The sequence below is a fragment of the Crocosphaera sp. genome (genome assembly GCF_030064895.1).
In the GTDB taxonomy this organism is placed as follows: domain Bacteria; phylum Cyanobacteriota; class Cyanobacteriia; order Cyanobacteriales; family Microcystaceae; genus Crocosphaera.
Window position 1 is genome coordinate 18,611 of the sequence record NZ_JASJEB010000062.1, and the last position, 19,351, is coordinate 37,961.

Below are 19,351 nucleotides of genomic sequence, written 5' to 3' on the forward strand. Positions count from 1 at the left end.
TTAATAATATTAACATTGCTGGAATTATGAATGAAAATATTTTAAATTTACAACAAGAAGCTATTAATGAAAACACTTCCCCTGAAAGATTAGAGGAACTAGCTGATATGTCGGAATTGGCACATTTAGTTGCTCAAAATGTTAATTGTCCTTCAGAAACTTTGATAAAATTAACAAAAAATGCTAGTGATAATATTCTGAAAGCTGTTGTTAGTAATCCTAGCACCCCAACAGAAATTTTAATAGAATTAGGTGCTAAATTTCCTCAAGAATTAGTCAAAAATCCCATTATTGATCTTTGGTTACTAGAAGATGAAAATCCTTTATATTTTGACAATCAATTAACAGCAAAGTTAGCTATCAATCCGAATACACCCATTAACTTATTAAAACTATTAGCTCAATTTCCTGATTCTCAAGTTCGGATTGATGTAGCTAAAAATAGCAATACTCCTGCTAGTATATTAGAGAAGTTAGCTACCGATTCTGATGCCAATGTTCGTCTTCGAGTATCTTACCATCAGAATACTCCTATTAGTGTATTAGAGAAGTTAGCCACTGATTCTGATTCTGGTATTCGTTGTTATGTAGCTTTGCATCAGAATGTTTCTGTTAATTTACTACAACAATTAGCCGAAGATTCTCATCTATTGGTTCGTTATAATGTAGCTAAAAATACCAATACTCCTGTTACTTTATTAGAAAAATTAGCTACTGACTTTAACTATGGTGTTCGTTGTAATGTAGCTAAAAATCCTAATACTTCTATTATTTTACTAGAACAATTAGCCAGAGATGCTGATGTAGTTGTTCGGTGTTGTGTAGCTGAAAATCCGAAGATTCCTCTTAGTTTACTGCAACAATTAGCCACTGATGATAAGAAATCTGTTCGTCGTAATGTAGCTGCAAATCCAAAGACTCCTATTAATTTATTAGAGCAATTAGCCAACGATTTTGATGTAGTTGTTCGTCGTGGTATAACTTCTAATGAGAACATTCCTATTTATTTATTAGAAAAATTAACCACTGATTCTGATGCTTCTCTTCGGTCGACTGCTAGAAAAAAACTAAAATATCGTAAGGATAATTCACATGAATAATAACCTTTTAAACCTACAACAAGAAGCAATCAATGAAAACACTTCCCCTAAAAGATTAGAGGAATTAGCTAATATTCCAGAAGTGGCTCATTTAGTTGCTCAAAATGTGAATAGTTCTCCAAAAACTTTAACACAGTTAGCAGAAAATTCCAGTGAGAATATTCTGAAAGCTCTTGTTGTCCATCCTAGTACAGCAACAAAAATTTTAATCAAATTAGGTGATAAATTTCCTGAAGAATTAGTCAAAAATCCCATTGTTATTTCATTAGAACAATTAGCTACCGATTCTGTTGATTATGTTAGTTATACTACTAGAAACCAACTAAAATATCGTAAGGATAATTCATATGAATAATGACCTTTTGACCCTACAACAAGAAACTATTGACGAAAACACTTCCCTTAAAAGATTAGAGGAATTAGCTGATATTTCGGAATTAGCACATTTAGTTGCCCAAAATGTTAATTGTTCTCCAGAAACTTTAACACAGTTAGCAGAAAATGCTAATGAGAATATTCTGAAAACTCTTGTTAGTAATCCTAGTACACCAACAGAAATTTTAATCAAATTAGGTGTTAAATTACCTCAAGAATTAGTCAAAAATTCAATTATTGATCTTTGGTTACTAGAAGATGATAATCCTTTATATTCTTACAATCAATGTAGTGTAGCTGTTAGTTAAAAAACACCAATTCATCATAGTAATTATTTTATATATAAGCCAATCTTTGCCTAAAAATCAGTAAGAAACTGCACCTCCAAAATCAACTCAAATGACTGAAAACATCGACAAAATTATCAGTGCTTCTCGCCTTCGAGTTCGCATGAAATCACCTTTCTTTGCTACTCTTTCTCTCTTTGCTAATTATAGACCATCTTCTTCTATCTCTACTGCTGCAACCGATGGAAAAGATGTCTATTTTAATCCCGATTTTCTATTATCTTTATCCAAACCTCAACAAGATGGATTACTATTACATGAACTACTCCATGCTGCTTTACTACATATTACTAGAAAGGGGCAGAGAGAAGCTAAATTATGGAATATTGCAGCCGATATTGTGGTTAATGGGTTAATCTTTGAACAAGGGTTATTTGAATTACCAGAAGGAGGAATTCGTAAACCAGAATGGGAAAAAATGAGCGTTGAAGAAATCTATGATTTATTACTTAAAGAATCTCCTCCCTTAAAATTATGCAACCCTGATTTATTATCCCAACCTCCTAAAGACTGTCAGGGAAATAGTTCAAGTATTTCTCACAATTCAGAAGCAGAGCAAGATAAAAATAAAGATAAAGATAAAAAGGCTTCAGACAATACTCACAATACTCAAAAAAAAGAAGAGAAAAATAATAGCTCATCTCAGAAAAATAAGGATAATAAGCATTCAAAAACTAATCTATTTGATAGTTTAAGTGAAGTACAAAAACAAAAATTGGCATCCCATTGGAAAAATGCCATGCAACAAGCTGCGGTAATTCAAAGAACAAGTAATCAAGGAAAATTCCCAGCAGGAATTATCAGACAGTTAGAAGAAATATCCCAATCTCAAATCGACTGGCGTAGTTATTTATGGCGATATTTAGTACAAACTCCTAACGATTTTCAAGGTTATGATCGCCGTTTTGTTAGTCGAGGTTTATATCTAGATACTGTAGCAGGTGAATCGGTTCAAGTCTTTGTTTGTGTGGACACCAGTGGTTCTATTGGGAATCAAGAATTACAATTATTTTTAAGCGAAGTTGTGGGAATTTTGGGGTCATATCCTCATGTAAAATGTCAATTATATTATGCAGATGCTGATGTTTATGGACCCCATTCTCTTACCTTAGATGAAAATATTCCTAAACCAGAAGGAGGAGGAGGAACCTCTTTTATTCCTTTTTTTGAAAAAGTAGAAAAAGATCGAGATCCTAACTTGGAAGGAGTCTGTGTTTATTTAACCGATGGTTATGGAACTTTCCCCGAAGAAGAACCATTATTACCGACTCTTTGGGTAGTTACTTCAGGAGGATTAAACTTAAATAAAATTCCCTTTGGTGAATCTGTTAAACTATATATTAATTAACTATCTAATATTGCTATGAATGAAAAATATTTAGCCTTAGAACAAGAAGAAGAAGCACTTAACGAAAATACTCACCCCGAAAGATTAGATGAGTTAGCGGATGTTCCACATTTAGCTGCTTTAGTTGCTGAAAATGTTAATACTTCACCAGAAACTTTCACGAAATTAGCAATAAATAAAAACGAAGATATCCTTAAAGCTATTGTTCGTAATCCTAGTACACCAACAGAAATTTTAATCGAATTAGGTAGTCTATATCCTCAACAATTAGTCAAAAATCCCATTGTTGATCTTTGGTTACTAGAAGATAATAATCCTTTTTTATATGAAAATACCTTTAAGAAAAAGTTAGCTTGTAATAGAACTACACCCGTTAAACTCTTAAAAATATTAGCTCGTGATTCTGATTCTAACGTTCGTTTAGAAGTAGTAAAAAATCCTAATATTCCTGTTAGTTTGTTAGAAATATTAGCTCGTGATTCTGATTCTAACGTTCGTTTAGAAGTAGTAAAAAATCCTAATATTCCTGTTAGTTTGTTAGAAATATTAGCCTATGACTATGACCCATTGGTTTGCGATACCACATCTATTTATTTTGTCTATCGAGTGTTGACAGATGATAATACCCCCGTTAGCTTATTACAAAAATCAGTGAATCAGCTAAAACATAATAAAGGTTTCTTATCTTTATTATAATTATCTAAACCTATTGAGGAATGCTATCAGGTTTGTCATTTCAGGAGTAATGATCTTTTTGAACTTAAAGAATTAGTGCTGAAAATAGCTAATAATCCTAATACCCCTCTTAACTTACTCCAATTTATAGTTGAACATTCTCCCAAATATGTTGATGAGATAGTTTATGTGGGAGTGAATTCTGGCATACGGGGATGCATAGAGACAACTGATAATACAATCTATATAGTGGCATACCGCAACTTCTACAAACGTCACGGCAATCGCATTTAATTTTTGCTCATGCTGACTGCATAGAGGTAAGCGCGATCGCTGTTCATTTGTACTGGAACTCTAAAATCTTTACTGGATCACGGATCTCAGATTTTAATGCGATTGCCCTGCCACAAACGTAAATTTAGGGTCTAATTCAATGACGAAAAACCACAACCACAACAAGTACGTGGAGCAATCGCTAAACTATAGAATAATTCTACACACACTTAATTTATTACGTTATGAGATGGTCTATTTTTAGCAAAAGTTGGCGATCGCTTTTAAAATCTCGCTTTTTACAACTCTTTTTAGCCACATTTTTCAGTACCATATTACTCAGTCACCCTTTATTTGCCTTTTCTCCTCCTAAAACAGAGATTCGTGGGGTTTGGTTAACTACAAATGACACTGATACTTTACTTGATAAACCCAAACTAGAAGAAGCGATCGCCGAATTATCTCGTCTCAATTTCAATACAGTGTATCCGGTGGTTTGGAATTCCGGTTATGCGCTTTATCCTAGTGCGATCGCAGAAAAAAAAGGAATACAACCCTTTGTTCATCGGGGTTTTCAAGGGCAAGATCCCTTGACAGATTTAATCGACAAAGCACACGCTAAAGGTTTATTAGTCCTGCCCTGGTTTGAGTTTGGGTTTATGGCCCCACCCAGTTCAGAATTAGCCAAAAAATACGCTAGATGGTTGACTCAGAAACGAGATGGAACCCAAACCACCATCAGTGCAGCCGGTCGAGTAGTATGGTTGAACCCATTTCGTCCCGAAGTCCAAGAATTTATTACTTCTTTAGTATTAGAAGTAATGGACTTATACGATGTAGATGGGATTCAATTTGATGATCATTTAAGCTTACCCAGTGAGTTAGGTTACGATCCATATACAGTTAATTTGTATAAACAAGAAACGAAAAAAAATCCTCCTGCTAACCCAGAAGATCCAGCTTGGTTAAAATGGCGGGCTGATAAATTAACGTCCTATGTTTCTCGACTAAATAAAGCCATAAAAGCGAAGAAAAGTAATGCTATTTTTTCTGTTTCACCTAACCCTTATGATACGGCTTATCAGGGTCATTTACAAGATTGGTTTAACTGGGTCAAAAAGGATCTGGTTGATGAGATAATTGTGCAAGTTTATCGCCCAGATTTAGAAACTTTTATTAGACAGGTAGAAAAACCAGAAATAAAAGAAACTAGACGAAAAATTCCGACAGGTATTGGTATTTTAACCGGGTTAAGGAATCGACAAATTGAAATGGAGTTTATAGAGGAAAAAGTCTTAGCAGCGAAACAAAATGGTTTAGGGGTTTCTTTCTTCTTTTATGATAGTTTGTGGAATTATGCACCAGAATCTAAAATAAAGAGACAAGAGCAATTTTTAGCTTTATTTCCTTATCCAGCAGAACGAAAATTACAAACTATTAAACGTCCCACTTTACCAAAACCACAAATAATAGAAATACCAGAAATACCAGAAAATACAACTAGAGTTGATGATTTTAAACCCTATCCAACTCAGCAATATAATAACTTTGATCCCTATAATGAAGTTCCAGAGGTCATGGAAAATGCTCTTCCTGCTCAACAACAAGAACTTATCATTCCTGTAGAAAATAATATCCCTAACCAACAACAAGAAATCATTATTCCTGTAGAAAATAATATCCCTAATCAACGACCAGAAAACAAGCCTCCAGTAGAAACAAATATCCCTAAACCACCACAACAAATTATTATTCCTGTAGAAACAGCTACCCCAAATGAAACCATAGAAAATATGCCAGAAATTGAAAATATTACTCCTTCTCGACCATCAGGAAAAGTTCCCTTTGATGAAAATTTTACACCCTATCAAACACCAGAAAATATGCCTCTTGTAGAAGAGATGAAACCCTATAGACCTTAAAAAATGTTGATTTTTTATAATCTCGATAATAAACTAAATTATTATTAATTAATAATCAAAAATCTTTTGATAACTATCAACTGTATCCTAAAGTATTAGTAAATATTATTCAGATTAATTTATCCACAAAACTGTTAGGTCAAACCCTATGTATTGCTATTCGTATTAAATAGTTTAATTGAGTCTCTCAGAGATTAAATGAGTTTCTGTGTTATAATTCTAACTGTTAATTTTCCAGTAGCATAGTTACTTTAAAATAACTTAATGCTATCCCAATTAATATAAATAATAATCATATTTTGTTTATAAACATTCTTTTAGAATTAATAATTATGTCAAAAATGAAGAAAATAAAAACAAATCAACATCCCATGCAACGGCTTTTTCAATATGGAAAAGCTTACCGTCCTCTTATTTGGCAAGCTGTTGCCTGTTCTATTATAAATAAAATCTTTGATTTAGCCCCTCCTGTATTAATTGGTGCTGCTGTTGATGTTGTGGTTAAACAACAAGATTCTTTAATTGCACAGTTAGGGTTTAAAGATGTTTTTTCTCAATTACTCATTCTAACATTTCTCTCTGCTTTAGTCTGGGGATTAGAATCATTATTTCAATATACTTATGAACAATTATGGCGTAATTTAGCTCAAAATATTCAACACGATTTAAGACTAGAAGCCTATGGTCATTTACAACAATTAGAGTTAGCCTATTTTGAAGAAAGAAATACAGGTCTACTTTTATCTATCTTAAATGATGATATTAATCAACTTGAGCGTTTTTTAGATGTAGGTGCCAACGAAATATTACAGGTTGCGACCACAGTTATTATTATTGGAATTGCCTTCTTTATAGTTACCCCAGGAACTGCATGGATGGCTATGTTACCCATTCCTTTTATTTTGTGGGGTTCCATTACCTTTCAAAAATTATTAGCCCCTCGTTATGCAGATGTTAGGGAAAAAGTAGGCTTATTAAATAGTCGTTTGTCCACTAATTTAAGCGGAATTACTACCATTAAAAGTTTTACAACAGAGGCTTATGAATTAGAAAGATTACGGGAAGATAGTCAAGGTTATAGAAAGAGTAATCAAAAGGCGATCATCTTCAGTTCTGCTTTTGTTCCTCTCATTCGCATGGTTATTTTAGCAGGATTTACTGCTATTTTATTATACGGTGGCATGGAAGTAGTTGAGGGTAAATTAGCAGTGGGAACTTATAGCGTTTTGGTGTTTATGACTCAACGTTTACTATGGCCATTAACTAAATTAGGACAAACTTTAGACCTATATCAACGTTCAATGGCTTCTACTAATCGGGTGATGAAGTTATTAGATACTCCTTTAACTATTCATTCTGGAACTATTGCGTTACCCATAGGAACAGTCCAAGGAAAAATCAATCTTGACAATGTTACTTTTGCCTATCAGGAAGGTTATCCTATTATCAAAAACTTATCCTTAGAAATCCCTGCTGGTCATCGCATAGGTGTTGTGGGTTCTACAGGTTCAGGAAAAAGTACATTGGTGAAATTATTACTCAGATTATACGAAATTAATCACGGTCAAATGACTTTAGATGATATCAATATTCAGGATATATATTTAGGAGATTTACGAAAAGTGATCGGCTTAGTTAGTCAAGATGTGTTTCTATTTCATGGAACCGTTAAAGAAAACATTGCTTATGGAAATAATGATACCAGCTATCGAGAAATAATAGAAGCTGCTAAGATAGCAGAAGCACATGAATTTATAGAACAATTACCCCAAGGATACGATACTATTGTAGGAGAAAGGGGACAGAAATTATCTGGAGGACAAAGACAAAGAATTGCCATTGCTAGAGCAATTTTAAAAGATCCACCTATCTTAATTTTAGACGAAGCAACCTCAGCAGTAGACAACGAAACCGAAGCTGCGATCGCTCGTTCCTTAGAAAAAATTACTGCCCAAAGAACTACTATTGCGATCGCCCATCGTTTATCGACTATTCGTCATTCTGACTGTATTTATGTTATGGAATTTGGCAAAATTGTTGAACAAGGAACCCATGAACAACTATTAGAAAAGCAAGGTATTTATGCAGGGTTGTGGCAAGTACAAACTGGGGTTATCAGTGAATATTAAGCAACGGAAAACGATAAGAAATTATGGAAATAAAATCAGAAAACCTTCTTGAGTAAAATGTTTATCATGACTCAAAACTTCTGTAATTTCTAATCGTTTCATCGTATTCATAGAAATACAATCAGTCAAACTATATCCCTTATCTAAACGTTGTTGATATAGGGCAAATCCTAAACAAAAAGATTGATGACTTTGTTCGATGACTTGAATTTGATGATGGGTGAGAATACTTTGGACAAAAGTGACTGTTTTTTGCCTTAATTGATAACCAGATTTTGAATAAAAAGCTAGAACTTATCCCAAAATTTCTTCTGTTGTGATTAATCGAGTTTGAGTCAAGGATTGACTCACTTGAATCACTCTCTCATACCAATCATCTTGAGGGTTAATTAAAGCAACCCAGTAAAAAGTATCAGCAAAAACAAGTCTCATGAATTTATTTTCGGTGTTCCATAAATATAGTGGTCATGTTGTTCTGCACCATCTTTAGGAAGTTCTGATTTTTCATCTTCTGTCAAGTCTTCCATCAAATTTTGAGCAATTTCCCAAATTGGTTTATCTGTCTCTTGATCTGAAGTGGTAGCAGATTCTTCTAAATAGTTTGCAATAGTTGTTTTAAGATTATTAACGACAATATCTAATGATTTAGCGGTTACTTTATACCCTTCAATTTCTGAACAGTAAGCAATGTAACCTGATTCATCTTTTTCGATTAGGATATTGATTTTTTGTTTCATTATTACCTCTTTTAATGTTAAGGATCATTTTAAGCTATGAGCAAAGGAATATTAATCATTATGATACAAGGGAAAGCTTAGAAAGATGAAATTACTACCTCATAATTCAGCAAAATCTTAATAATGACAGATTAATTTAATATTTTGCCCTGTGAATAATTGCTTAAACCTGGGAATCTCTCGCTGATGGGTTTATTCTGCTTATATTGATAAAAAATAAGCGTTTTCTTGACAAATTTTGAGGGGGGGGTAGAATAAGGGCGTTTATTCTTTTTCAGTAATAAATAAAGGATAAAAACCTGGTAAATTGCTTTATTTTGCCTGAAACGAATATGAACAAAACCACTTTAACCGCACTGACTGTTTTGGGTGTCTCTGCTACCTCCCTTTTGATCAGTAACTCTGCTCAAGCAGCACTTTTTTTTAACGTAACTGAAGATGGGGGAAATACCACTGTTACTCTAACTGGTATCGACTTTACTACATCTGGGTTAACTCCAGACTTTGTGACTTCTATCGTAGATACTTCTATCACTCCTTCATCTGGTAGTATTACCTATTCTGGAGCCACAGATACTTTTATTCCTTTAGATGGACCTGCTTTCATTATTCCAACATTTTCCTTTGGAACTGGTTCAGTTGAATCATCCGCTTTCGACTTAAGTTCTAGTAATCCTTTTATTAACCTGGATGGACAGTTAGGGAATATTTATAGTCGTGCATCTTCTCCTATCCCTTCTGACTTTGTTGCCACCGCTACTTACGCTGGAACTATTGCCGATTTAGGGATAGACACGACACCACAGACAATTACTTGGTCAAATGGACAAGAGTTTCGTTTATTTCAACCTGTACCGTCTGCATCTACTCCTGAACCTGGAACGATTTTAGGCTTATTAGCTTTCGGTTCTATGGGTGCATTAGCTCGCAAACGCAAATAACGTTAGTTCGGAGTGCGGAGTTCGGAGTTCGGAGTTATGATTTTTTAAACGAGAGAATGAGGGTTTGATATTTCTGATTTGAGTCAGTTTTCTACAAATCTACTTATATCGAACTCAGGTTAAATAAAACCCCGTCGTTAACTACGGAGTTTAAATAAAACATAAATTTCGGTGTGAGGAAGGTTTAAACCCCTTCTTTTTTTTGTATATTCCTAACCTTTTCAATGTCTAACTGTAGGTTTCAGCTACCTGTTCAACTGTTAACCCCAATGCTAATAAACGAGGGACAGTTTCTAGTTTATTCTCAAGTATTCCCTCCTCGCGGCCTTCTTCAAGAACATCCTGAAAATACCGAGTTTACTTTAATTCATCTAAACTAAACTAAACATCGCTTCTACCTCCCTACGGGTTAAACGGGGTAATTTATAAACAAGAATTGTCTCTATTAATTGTAAAAGTTCTTCAGGCTTTTGGTCTGGCGTTAACTCGTTTCTGACTCTTTGAATCAGTTGACGGGTAAGATCAATAGCTTCTGCTTCAGGTAAAGTAATTAACTGTACAGTTGCTAAACCAATTGAACTTTGATTAAGGTTTTCTAGTTCATCCAAATAAAGGCGAGTCACCCTACCAGAAGTTAACATATCTCGATAGTGTTCAATATTATCTGTGTCCACTCGACGGTTAGGATAGATGATTACACCACGCCAATCATTGGTTAACTCGGTTTGACTGAGATATGAGAATATTTCCGCAAAAAAGCGACCATAAAAGTCATCATCCTTTTGAAACTGTACCTCACAAAAGTAAATCGGTACATGAGGATTATTATTTTGCGGTAGAAATATCCCGTCAATGCGAAAAGATAACTGCTTAACCTCTAGGGAGTTAAAACAAACCGACTCGAAACAATAGTTATTTGCTTCCGTTGCAGGAAGTTGAATCAGTTCAAAGAAAATAGACGGAAAAGATTGAAAGATAGGATAAAAGATGGTATCTGTTTTCATGCTTTCATTGTACCTTTATAGGTGTGAGTAAGGTTTAAAGCCCTTCCTTTTTTTGTATATTTCTAACCTGTTCAATGTCTAACTGTAAAGCTTCGGCAACCTGTTCAACCGTTAACTCTAATGCTAATAAACGAGGGACAGTTTCTAATGCTTTGTCAAGTCTTCCCTCATCGCGACCTTCTTGACGACCTTCTTCACGGCCTTCCTCAAGAACATCCTGAAAATATCGAGTTTGCTTTAATTCATCTAAACTAAACATTGCTTCTACCTCCCTACGAGTTAAACGGGGTAATTTATAAACAAGAACCGTTTCTATTAATTGTAAAAGTTCTTCGGGCTTTTGGTCTGACGTTAACTCATTTCTGACTCGTTGAATAAGTTGACGAGTAGTATCAATAGCTTCTGTTTCAGGTAAAGTGATTAACTGTACTGTTGCTAAACCAATTGAAATTTGATTAAGGTTTTCTAATTCATCCAAATAAAGGCGAGTCACCTTACCAGAACTTAACATATAGCAATAGACAGGCTAGTTAGGACACATAAATTATATTTTAAGGGAACAGGGAACAGGGAACAGGGAACAGAAAAATGTCCTAATAGCTTTGGCGACTGCTATATCTCGATAGCGTTCGATGTTATCCGTTTCCACTCGACGACTAGGATAGATAATTACACCACGCCAATCATTCGTTAAATCGGTTTTACTCAAATACATGAATATTTCTGCAAAAAAGCGACCATAAAAGTCATTATCCTTTTGAAACTGTACCTCACAGAAATAAATCGGTACATGAGGATTATTATTTTGCGGTAGAAATACCCCGTCAATGCGGAAAGATAACTGCTTAACCTCTACTGAGTCAAAATAATAGTTATTTGCTTCCGTTGCAGGAAGTTGAATTAGTTCAAAGAAGATAGACGGAAAAGATTGAAAGAGACGATAAAATATAGTATCTGTTTTCATGCCTCTATTTTACGTTTAATCCTGATGCGTCAAAATGTTACTATTTTTAATTGGTGGGCGTGTAGCGCATCCCCTCCCTTCATTGAAAAAAATAGACTATGACATCTATCCGCGAACTCCATCAACAATTAGTCAACAAAGAACGATCTGCCGTTGAGATTACCACAGAAGCCTTAGAAAGAATCAACGCAGTCGATAAACAAGTTAAAAGTTTCCTACAAGTTACCGCCGATCACGCCCTGGAAACCGCCAAAAAAGTCGATGCCAAAATCGCCAATAACGAAGAAATTGGCCTGTTAGCTGGTATTCCCATCGGCATCAAAGATAATATGTGTACCACAGGCATTAAAACAACCTGTGGGTCGCAAATTTTAGCTGATTTTGTCCCTCCCTACGAATCCACCGTCACCCAAAAATTAAAAGATGCAGGGGCCGTCATGGTGGGCAAAACCAACCTGGATGAGTTTGCTATGGGTAGTTCCACCGAAAACTCCGGTTATCAAGTCACCGCTAACCCTTGGGATCTTTCCAGGGTTCCAGGGGGATCATCCGGGGGATCAGCCGCAGCCGTAGCCGCCTCAGAATGCGTTGTCTCCCTCGGTTCTGATACAGGGGGTTCGATCCGTCAACCAGCCTCTTTATGTGGCGTAGTGGGGCTAAAACCCACCTATGGTTTGGTGTCTCGCTATGGGTTGGTAGCTTATGCCTCTTCTCTGGATCAAATTGGACCCTTTTCCCGCAACGTAGAAGACGCAGCCATCTTATTAGGGGCGATCGCAGGTTACGATGCCAAAGATTCCACCAGCATTAACACACCCATACCCGACTATACCCAATTCCTCAAACCCTCTTTAGAAGGGTTAACCGTGGGAGTGATTGATGAAACCTTTGGGGAAGGATTAGATCCTGTGGTGGCTAAAACCGTTCAAGAAGCGATCGCCCATCTGAAAACGTTAGGGGCAAAGGTAGTTAATATTTCCTGTCCCCGTTTCCGTTATGGTTTGCCTGCATACTATATCATCGCCCCCTCAGAAGCATCCTCAAATTTAGCCCGTTACGACGCAGTAAAATACGGTATTCGTGAAGATGCAGATACCCTCATCGATATGTACACCAAAACTCGGGCCAAAGGATTTGGAAATGAGGTGAAACGACGCATTATGATCGGAACTTATACCTTATCCGCCGGTTATTATGACGCTTATTATCTGAAAGCGCAAAAAGTTCGCACCTTAATTAAACAAGATTTTGATGCAGGGTTTGAGAAGGTTGATGTATTAGTTTGTCCTACCTCTCCTACAACCGCATTTAAAGCAGGGGAAAAAACATCTGACCCCTTGAGTATGTATCTGTCTGATTTAATGACTATTCCAGTTAATTTAGCTGGTTTACCAGGGATGAGTATTCCTTGTGGGTTCGATGAGCAAAATCTACCCATTGGCTTACAATTAATCGGTAATGTTCTGGAAGAAGGGAAACTATTTCAAGTAGCTTATGCTTATGAACAGTCTACAAATTGGCACAATCAATTACCTCCTTTAAAGTAAGGTGAATAGAATATATTAATGTGCAAAAATTGAGGATAATCCCTGAATGTTAAATAACCTTCTTTTGAAAGGATTACTAACTGGTGTTGGTGTAGGAGTGATAGCCTATCTATCTCTTTGTGTTGCTTTGATTTGGGGTCAAAATCGACTGATTCTAAAACCTTCTTTCTCCATAAATACAACTCCTAATGAGTTAGGAATGTCTTATGAAGATGTCTGGTTACCGGTTACGACTCCTCAAGGCAACATAGAAAAAGTACATGGTTGGTGGATTAACCCTAATACTTATCCAGAAAAAGTCTTATTATATTTACACGGTATTGGTGGCAATGTTAGCTACAATTTAAGCACAGTTCAAACCTATTATGATCAGGGATATTCTATTCTGATTATTGATTATCGAGGTTATGGCCTCAGTAAAGGTCAATTTCCCAGAGAGGCAGAAATATACCGTGATTCTCAAATAGCATGGGATTATTTAACCGAAGAACGTCAAATTAAACCGCAAAATATCTTTATTTATGGTCATTCTTTGGGTGGGGCAGTAGCCATTGATTTAGCAGTTCGTCAACCAGACGCAGCCGGTGTTATTGTTGAAAATACCTTTACTTCTATGATGGATATGATTAATTATTCAGGGTTAATTTATCAACTATTTCCTGGCAAATTATTGTTACATCAACGCTTTGATTCTTTAGGAAAATTATCCTCATTAAAAGTTCCTTTACTGTTGATTCATGGAACTAGCGATCGCACTGTTCCACATACCATGAGTGAAACCCTTTTTAAAACAGCTAATGTTCCCAAAAAACTTATCCTAGTTGAAGGTGCTGATCACGTTAATATTAGTGCGATAGCCCCTGAAATATACATCAAAGGTTTACAAGAATTTGAAAAATTAGTGACTCAAAATCAGACAAAGTTAGCTTTCTAGTTTTACTTTTTATGTCTTCAAACTATCATTCCGAGGAAAGAGAAATCTCTGTAACTTTCTAATTATAATATGGAGTTTTATAGAAATAATCAAAAATTTAAGGATTACCCATAAAGAATGTTCTAAAACCTGCCGTTGCTATTGCCCCAGCTAAAAGTACAATTAAAGCCCAAACTTGATTTTTTTGGGTTCCCTCAACTGATTGTAATCGTTCATTCATTCCCTCAACTTTTTCGGTTAGTTTTGTCTGTCCTATTTCTAGACTGTTAAGACGTTCTTCTACTTTCTCAAATTTAGTCTCGAATTTCTGCTCAAGTGCATCTATTTTAGACTCAAACTTCTTATCAAGTGCATCAAATTTAGCCTCGAACTTCTGATCAAGTGCATCAAATTTAGCCTCAAATTTCTGGTCAAGTGCATCAAATTTAGCCTCAAATTTCTGGTCAAGTGCATCTATTTTAGTGTCGATTTTTTCATCAAGTTTATCTAACTTACTATTGATATTTTTTAAAAGTTCTTCTAGGGAGTATTCCACTGCGATGGGTGTTTGACTCATGAATTAAATTCCTTAATGAACTGGACAATGATCATATTATCATTATACAATAGTCCAAAAAATTAGTAAGTTAAAATCAAAGATAGTTAATCTGAAAATTTTACACAACTAATAAATTATCTAAAAACTATTGAATATTGAAACAAAATCAATGGCTTGGTCAAGAGGAAAAACATTAAAAAATAATAGATATATCATTCAAGAAATCCTTGGAAAAGGAAGATTCTCTCTTACTTATTTAGCTAAAAATAGTCAAAATGATGATAAATTTGTTATTAAAACAGCAAAAGATGTATTTTTAAATTTAGGTAAATTCAAAGAATTACAAAACAGTTTATCTGAAGAAGCAGTTAAATTAGCAAAATGTCATCATCCCCATATTGTTGAGATTAAAGATACTTTTTACGAAGATAATATTTATTGTATTGTCATGGAATATATTAGTGGAAAAACTTTAGATAAAAGAGATAACAAAATCATCTCAGAAAAGGAAGCATTAAATTATATTCAACAAATAGGAAACGCTTTAATAGAAGTGCATAATCATCAATTATTACATCGAGATATTAGACCTGGAAATATTATCATCCGTACGGGAAAAGCAGAAGCAGTATTAATTGACTTTGGTTTAGCACTAAATTTTGATCATGAATTAACCAAAACTAGAACCGAAGAATTAGCAAAAGGTTTTGCCCCTATTGAATGTTATTATCGTGACGGCAAACGGTCAGCTTATACAGATATTTATTCTCTCGGGGCAAATTTATACGAATTATTGACAGGAACAACTCCAGTTAGTGCTATTGAACGTAAACTGGAAAATAAACTCTTAATTCCCCCAAAAACTATTAATTCTGCTATTAGCGATCGCACTAATCATGCTATTTTGAACGCAATGGAACTTGAAGCAAGCGATCGCCCTCAATCAGTACAAGATTGGTTGAAACAGTTGGATTTATCTCCCAATGGGGTGAAAATATCCTCAAATTCAGGGTTTTCTATTCGTGCTATCAATTGGACTGTGTTCTGGACTGCGATCGCTGCGATCGCTGCCTTATTAACTGCATTGGGACTTCCCCAAATAGTTGAAACATTGTTAACACCCCAATCCACTCCTACTCCTACTCCTACTGTTTCCCCTAGTCCTTCTTCTTCGTCTCAACCTTAAAGCTTTTTCCAAATTCATTATCATTGAAGTTTAATAGTACAAATAAATCTTTATAAAGATATTTATGTATTGCTTGAGAGTTGAAAATTCTCTTGTTTTTATTATCTTGGCTGTTTTTTAGTACACAAAAACCTTTATAAAAATATTTATGTATTGTTTGAGAGTTGAAAGTCCTCTTATTTTTATTATCTTGGTTGCTTTATAGTACACAAAAACCTTTATAAAGATATTTATGTATTGTTTTAAAGACAAAGTTCCATTTTCTTGTTTTCCTCGAGTACAATTTCAGAGAAAGATGTAAAACAATGTTATGGTTTGGCAAACTGGCCAAAAATTACAGGGAGGAAAATACGAAATTATCAAAGTCTTGGGACGAGGAGGGTTTGGTATCACTTACCATGCGCGTCACATAAAGCTCAATACAGAAGTTGTCATCAAAACCCCTGATCTCCTGCAAAAAAAAGATATTGAATATGAACAATATGTAAAGCAATTTCAGGATGAAGCGCAAAGATTAGCCAAATTTTCAACTAAACCACATCCTCACATTGTTAAAGTTCGAGATTATTTCCTAGAAGACACATTACCCTGTTTAGTGATGGATTTTATCAGGGGACAAACCTTAATGGAGATTATCAAAACTCAAGGGCGTTTGTCAGAAGCACAATGTTTAATCTATATTCGTCAGATTGGCAAAGCTTTAGAAACCATACATCAAGCCAAAATGGTGCATCGAGATGTCCATCCTGGGAATATTATGATTCAAGATGGTGAGGCTATCTTGATTGATTTTGGCATCGCTAGAAACATTATTCCTGCAACTCAAAGTATTACAAGTAACGCCGCAAACCCCAGTTTTGCACCCTACGAACAGATATATCGAGGCAGTAAGGAACGTCAATACACCATTGATGTTTATATCCTTGCTGCTACGTTTTACTATGCTGTTACAGCAGAACTTCCCACTCCTTCGATGCAAAGAAAGTTAGATAAAAACAGTATTCTTCTTCCTCCTAAACAAATTAATAATCAACTCAGTGAACATATTAATGAGGTTATCCTAGAGGGAATGGCATTAGAAAAAGAAGATCGTCCCCAGTCTATCTCAGCATGGCTTGGGTTATTAGAATCCTCTCAACCACCTCCTTCTGTTGCGCCAGAGTATCGAAAAGAGCAGATTAAACCAAAACCAAAACCAAAACCAAAACCACCACCACCTAGAAGTGTTAATGTACGTCTTCCGTTGTGGCTTGCGGCATTGACATGTATATGGAAATGGGCATGGGAATTGGCATCGGCATGGGAATTGGCATTATTGGCATTTGCATGGGCATTTGCATGGGTATGGCCATCGGCATTTCCATTACCATTGGCATGGGGATTGACAGGTCTATTGGAATCGGCATTGAAAAAGCTAAAAGAAAAAAATTTTAGTCGAACTCATCAATTTTTAATCCTTTCAGGTGTTAGTTTAAGTGGGATAGGTTTAGGTTATTTAATATTTAGTTATTTTGGGGACGTTTTGGACGTTGAATGAAGTATTTTAGGGTGGGCAAAGCCAGAATATAGGTGAATTAATCTAGAATATAGATATCTTGCCCACCTAACACCTAAATGATAATGGTGGGCAATGATTATGGGTTAGTATTCAATAAAATAAATTACCCCATTTGTCCACCCTACTCTAATTCTCATAATGATGGTGGGGAATCATTATCGGTTAATATTAAATAAAATAAATTCCCCCATTTGCCCACCCTACCTATTCGCCGACTTGATCAATAATATCAGAAAAATCAGGTATTTTAGGTGACTTACCTTGACAACAACATCCCCATTCAACAGGATATAATCCCTTCTTTACCCATTTATGAAAACTGGAATATTGCCAATTATGGGGACAAGAAACTAATCCATGTTTAACCGGATTATAATGAATATACTCTAAATGTTTTTCTAAATCTTTTTCATCCCTAATGGTATGTTCCCAAAAACGTCTTTGCCATACATTACTTTCTCTATGTTTACCTCGTGAATTAGAAATATTATCCACTAATCTTAAATTTCTTCCAATAGAACGAGTAAATAAAACCTTCATCCGTGCAATACGTTGAGAATAATTACTATCATTTTTTGGTAATGACCAAATAAAATGTAAATGATTAGGTAAAATAACAGCCCCGACAATATCAAAAGGCTTCTCTTTTTTGACTGTAGAAACAGCAAGACGTAATTTAGCGATCGCATCAGGATCTTTAAATAAAGGAACTCGTTGATAAGTCACAATAGTTAAGAATACGGTGCTACCTTGACAATATAAACGACGATAATTTGACATTTTTAAATCAATTTTTAATTATGAATCTTGTAGGGTGGGGAAAGCTAGAATATAGGTGAATGAATCTAGAAGATAGATATCTTGCCCACCTAATACCTAAATAATAATGGTGGCCAATCATTATAGGTTAATATTCAATAAAATAAATTATCCCATTTGCCCACCCTACTCTGATTCTCATAATAATAGATATCTTTCCCATCTAAATAATCATGGTGGGCAATGATTTTGAGTTAATCTTAAATAAAATAAATTATTTCATTTGCCCACCCTACTCTGATTCTCATAATAATAGATATGTTGCCTATCTAACACCTAAATAATAATGGTGGGCAATGATTTTGAGTTAATCTTAAATAAAATAAATTATTCCATTTGCCCACCCTACTCTCATTATCATAAAAATCGTTAAGTATATGGTAATTTATAAATGCGATCGCTTAATAATAGATTGAGTTCAATAAGCGATCGCATTATTTGCTCTTAAGATTCCTGTTGTTTTCTATTCTGATTAAAAACTTCAAAAACTTGACGGCAAAAACACTTAAATCTTTCCGCAATATCCTTAGCCGGTTGATAGTCACCTTCCAATTGCCAGTTTTCTACAGTTGAAAGTCGCCACGCTTGTCCCTGATGATTAAAAGCAGTTATTTCTAATCCCACTAACCTTTGGATTTTATCCACAGGATCTTTATGAAACCTAATCTGTACTAACATACTCCGACTTTGAAAGCGAGGACTCCATCCAGGTAAATGAAAGGCAATATCAATGGAGTGAGGATCGACTAATTCCAGGGTATCAGGATCATTACGCCAGGGTTTAAGGTCTGCTTTAGCATCAGGAAAATGGGTTTTAAATAAATGAACAGTAGATGCAATTTTTGTAGCGATTTCTACACCTTGAGCTTTTTCCGATGCGTTCATGTTTTAGTCTCCTCTTGATAAATCTTAAGCAACGGCTAAAATTAGCCATCCTGCTTTATTCTATGTCAG

18 protein-coding genes and 2 pseudogenes are annotated in these 19,351 nt (G+C 35.0%); 13 read left to right on the forward strand and 7 right to left on the reverse strand.

What is annotated here, in order from left to right; genetic code table 11:
* Positions 1–26 precede the first annotated feature (26 nt).
* From QNJ66_RS14690 to QNJ66_RS14720, 8 genes are all read left to right on the forward strand, one after another.
* The gene (locus QNJ66_RS14690; protein ID WP_300508172.1) at positions 27–1,100 is read left to right on the forward strand and encodes a HEAT repeat domain-containing protein; all 1,074 of its coding nucleotides are present in this window, start codon (positions 27–29) and stop codon (positions 1,098–1,100) included.
* Entirely contained in the window at positions 1,093–1,455 is a 363-nt protein-coding gene (locus QNJ66_RS14695) for a hypothetical protein (protein WP_300508174.1), read from the forward strand. The genes QNJ66_RS14690 and QNJ66_RS14695 overlap by 8 nt, the downstream gene beginning before the upstream one ends.
* Positions 1,448–1,783, forward strand: coding sequence for a hypothetical protein (locus QNJ66_RS14700; protein ID WP_300508176.1), 336 nt, complete (start codon positions 1,448–1,450; stop codon positions 1,781–1,783). The genes QNJ66_RS14695 and QNJ66_RS14700 overlap by 8 nt, the downstream gene beginning before the upstream one ends.
* Positions 1,784–1,874: 91 nt before the next feature.
* Positions 1,875–3,170 (forward strand): VWA-like domain-containing protein, encoded by a 1,296-nt coding sequence (locus QNJ66_RS14705; RefSeq protein WP_300508178.1) that lies wholly within the window; start codon positions 1,875–1,877, stop codon positions 3,168–3,170.
* 15 nt (positions 3,171–3,185) lie between these two features.
* Positions 3,186–3,866: a HEAT repeat domain-containing protein gene (locus tag QNJ66_RS14710; RefSeq protein WP_300508179.1), complete on the forward strand. Its 681-nt coding sequence runs from the start codon at positions 3,186–3,188 to the stop codon at positions 3,864–3,866.
* A 497-nt stretch (positions 3,867–4,363) separates the two neighbouring features.
* Complete coding sequence (locus tag QNJ66_RS14715; protein WP_300508181.1) at positions 4,364–6,040, forward strand: family 10 glycosylhydrolase; 1,677 nt, start codon at positions 4,364–4,366, stop codon at positions 6,038–6,040.
* A 47-nt stretch (positions 6,041–6,087) separates the two neighbouring features.
* Positions 6,088–6,213, forward strand: coding sequence for a hypothetical protein (locus QNJ66_RS26215; RefSeq protein WP_366146289.1), 126 nt, complete (start codon positions 6,088–6,090; stop codon positions 6,211–6,213).
* A gap of 159 nt (positions 6,214–6,372) precedes the next feature.
* Positions 6,373–8,169 (forward strand): ABC transporter ATP-binding protein, encoded by a 1,797-nt coding sequence (locus QNJ66_RS14720; RefSeq protein WP_300508183.1) that lies wholly within the window; start codon positions 6,373–6,375, stop codon positions 8,167–8,169.
* A 294-nt stretch (positions 8,170–8,463) separates the two neighbouring features.
* Here QNJ66_RS14720 and QNJ66_RS14725 read toward each other — a convergent pair whose 3' ends face one another.
* Entirely contained in the window at positions 8,464–8,601 is a 138-nt protein-coding gene (locus tag QNJ66_RS14725) for a hypothetical protein (protein WP_300508185.1), read from the reverse strand.
* Entirely contained in the window at positions 8,598–8,906 is a 309-nt protein-coding gene (locus tag QNJ66_RS14730; protein WP_300508187.1) for a hypothetical protein, read from the reverse strand. The genes QNJ66_RS14725 and QNJ66_RS14730 overlap by 4 nt, the downstream gene beginning before the upstream one ends.
* Positions 8,907–9,238: 332 nt before the next feature.
* Between QNJ66_RS14730 and QNJ66_RS14735 the strand changes: the two genes are divergently transcribed.
* Positions 9,239–9,847, forward strand: a complete 609-nt coding sequence (locus tag QNJ66_RS14735) for a PEP-CTERM sorting domain-containing protein (RefSeq protein ID WP_300508188.1) — start codon at positions 9,239–9,241, stop codon at positions 9,845–9,847.
* Between the two features lie 184 nt (positions 9,848–10,031).
* Here QNJ66_RS14735 and QNJ66_RS14740 read toward each other — a convergent pair.
* Both QNJ66_RS14740 and QNJ66_RS14745 read right to left on the reverse strand, forming a co-directional pair.
* Positions 10,032–10,851, reverse strand: a pseudogene (locus QNJ66_RS14740) (Rpn family recombination-promoting nuclease/putative transposase).
* Between the two features lie 34 nt (positions 10,852–10,885).
* A pseudogene (locus QNJ66_RS14745) lies at positions 10,886–11,815 on the reverse strand (Rpn family recombination-promoting nuclease/putative transposase).
* Between the two features lie 98 nt (positions 11,816–11,913).
* Here QNJ66_RS14745 and gatA point away from each other — a divergent pair.
* Positions 11,914–13,362 carry an Asp-tRNA(Asn)/Glu-tRNA(Gln) amidotransferase subunit GatA gene (gatA, locus tag QNJ66_RS14750; RefSeq protein ID WP_300508189.1) on the forward strand — a complete coding sequence of 483 codons (1,449 nt, stop codon included), beginning with the start codon at positions 11,914–11,916 and terminating at the stop codon, positions 13,360–13,362.
* Positions 13,363–13,408: 46 nt separating this feature from the next.
* A complete protein-coding gene (locus QNJ66_RS14755; RefSeq protein ID WP_300508191.1) occupies positions 13,409–14,296 on the forward strand; it encodes an alpha/beta fold hydrolase in 888 nt (295 codons plus the stop codon).
* Positions 14,297–14,393: 97 nt separating this feature from the next.
* Here QNJ66_RS14755 and QNJ66_RS14760 read toward each other — a convergent pair whose 3' ends face one another.
* Entirely contained in the window at positions 14,394–14,852 is a 459-nt protein-coding gene (locus QNJ66_RS14760) for a DUF4164 domain-containing protein (RefSeq protein WP_300508193.1), read from the reverse strand.
* Positions 14,853–15,003: 151 nt separating this feature from the next.
* Here QNJ66_RS14760 and QNJ66_RS14765 point away from each other — a divergent pair, with 151 nt between their 5' ends.
* Both QNJ66_RS14765 and QNJ66_RS14770 read left to right on the forward strand, forming a co-directional pair.
* The gene (locus QNJ66_RS14765; protein WP_300508195.1) at positions 15,004–16,020 is read left to right on the forward strand and encodes a serine/threonine-protein kinase; all 1,017 of its coding nucleotides are present in this window, start codon (positions 15,004–15,006) and stop codon (positions 16,018–16,020) included.
* Positions 16,021–16,330: 310 nt separating this feature from the next.
* Positions 16,331–17,557, forward strand: a complete 1,227-nt coding sequence (locus tag QNJ66_RS14770; RefSeq protein ID WP_300508197.1) for a serine/threonine-protein kinase — start codon at positions 16,331–16,333, stop codon at positions 17,555–17,557.
* 225 nt (positions 17,558–17,782) lie between these two features.
* On the opposite strand, the gene QNJ66_RS14775 is transcribed toward QNJ66_RS14770, so the two are convergent.
* Entirely contained in the window at positions 17,783–18,358 is a 576-nt protein-coding gene (locus tag QNJ66_RS14775) for a transposase (RefSeq protein ID WP_300508198.1), read from the reverse strand.
* Positions 18,359–18,841: 483 nt separating this feature from the next.
* Positions 18,842–19,282 (reverse strand): hypothetical protein, encoded by a 441-nt coding sequence (locus tag QNJ66_RS14780; protein ID WP_300508200.1) that lies wholly within the window; start codon positions 19,280–19,282, stop codon positions 18,842–18,844.
* Positions 19,283–19,351: the final 69 nt, after the last annotated feature.

Bases quoted from the DNA above. Each gene is read 5' to 3' on its own strand.
- QNJ66_RS14690 (WP_300508172.1), top strand. From the start codon at position 27: ATGAATGAAAATATTTTAAATTTACAACAAGAAGCTATTAATGAAAAC.
- QNJ66_RS14735 (WP_300508188.1), top strand. From the start codon at position 9,239: ATGAACAAAACCACTTTAACCGCACTGACTGTTTTGGGTGTCTCTGCT.
- QNJ66_RS14755 (WP_300508191.1), top strand. From the start codon at position 13,409: ATGTTAAATAACCTTCTTTTGAAAGGATTACTAACTGGTGTTGGTGTA.
- QNJ66_RS14700 (WP_300508176.1), top strand. From the start codon at position 1,448: ATGAATAATGACCTTTTGACCCTACAACAAGAAACTATTGACGAAAAC.
- QNJ66_RS14720 (WP_300508183.1), top strand. From the start codon at position 6,373: ATGTCAAAAATGAAGAAAATAAAAACAAATCAACATCCCATGCAACGG.
- QNJ66_RS14715 (WP_300508181.1), top strand. From the start codon at position 4,364: ATGAGATGGTCTATTTTTAGCAAAAGTTGGCGATCGCTTTTAAAATCT.
- QNJ66_RS14710 (WP_300508179.1), top strand. From the start codon at position 3,186: ATGAATGAAAAATATTTAGCCTTAGAACAAGAAGAAGAAGCACTTAAC.
- QNJ66_RS14765 (WP_300508195.1), top strand. From the start codon at position 15,004: ATGGCTTGGTCAAGAGGAAAAACATTAAAAAATAATAGATATATCATT.
- QNJ66_RS14775 (WP_300508198.1), bottom strand. From the start codon at position 18,358: ATGTCAAATTATCGTCGTTTATATTGTCAAGGTAGCACCGTATTCTTA.
- QNJ66_RS14730 (WP_300508187.1), bottom strand. From the start codon at position 8,906: ATGAAACAAAAAATCAATATCCTAATCGAAAAAGATGAATCAGGTTAC.
- gatA (WP_300508189.1), top strand. From the start codon at position 11,914: ATGACATCTATCCGCGAACTCCATCAACAATTAGTCAACAAAGAACGA.
- QNJ66_RS14725 (WP_300508185.1), bottom strand. From the start codon at position 8,601: ATGAGACTTGTTTTTGCTGATACTTTTTACTGGGTTGCTTTAATTAAC.
- QNJ66_RS14705 (WP_300508178.1), top strand. From the start codon at position 1,875: ATGACTGAAAACATCGACAAAATTATCAGTGCTTCTCGCCTTCGAGTT.
- QNJ66_RS14760 (WP_300508193.1), bottom strand. From the start codon at position 14,852: ATGAGTCAAACACCCATCGCAGTGGAATACTCCCTAGAAGAACTTTTA.
- QNJ66_RS14695 (WP_300508174.1), top strand. From the start codon at position 1,093: ATGAATAATAACCTTTTAAACCTACAACAAGAAGCAATCAATGAAAAC.
- QNJ66_RS14780 (WP_300508200.1), bottom strand. From the start codon at position 19,282: ATGAACGCATCGGAAAAAGCTCAAGGTGTAGAAATCGCTACAAAAATT.
- QNJ66_RS14770 (WP_300508197.1), top strand. From the start codon at position 16,331: ATGGTTTGGCAAACTGGCCAAAAATTACAGGGAGGAAAATACGAAATT.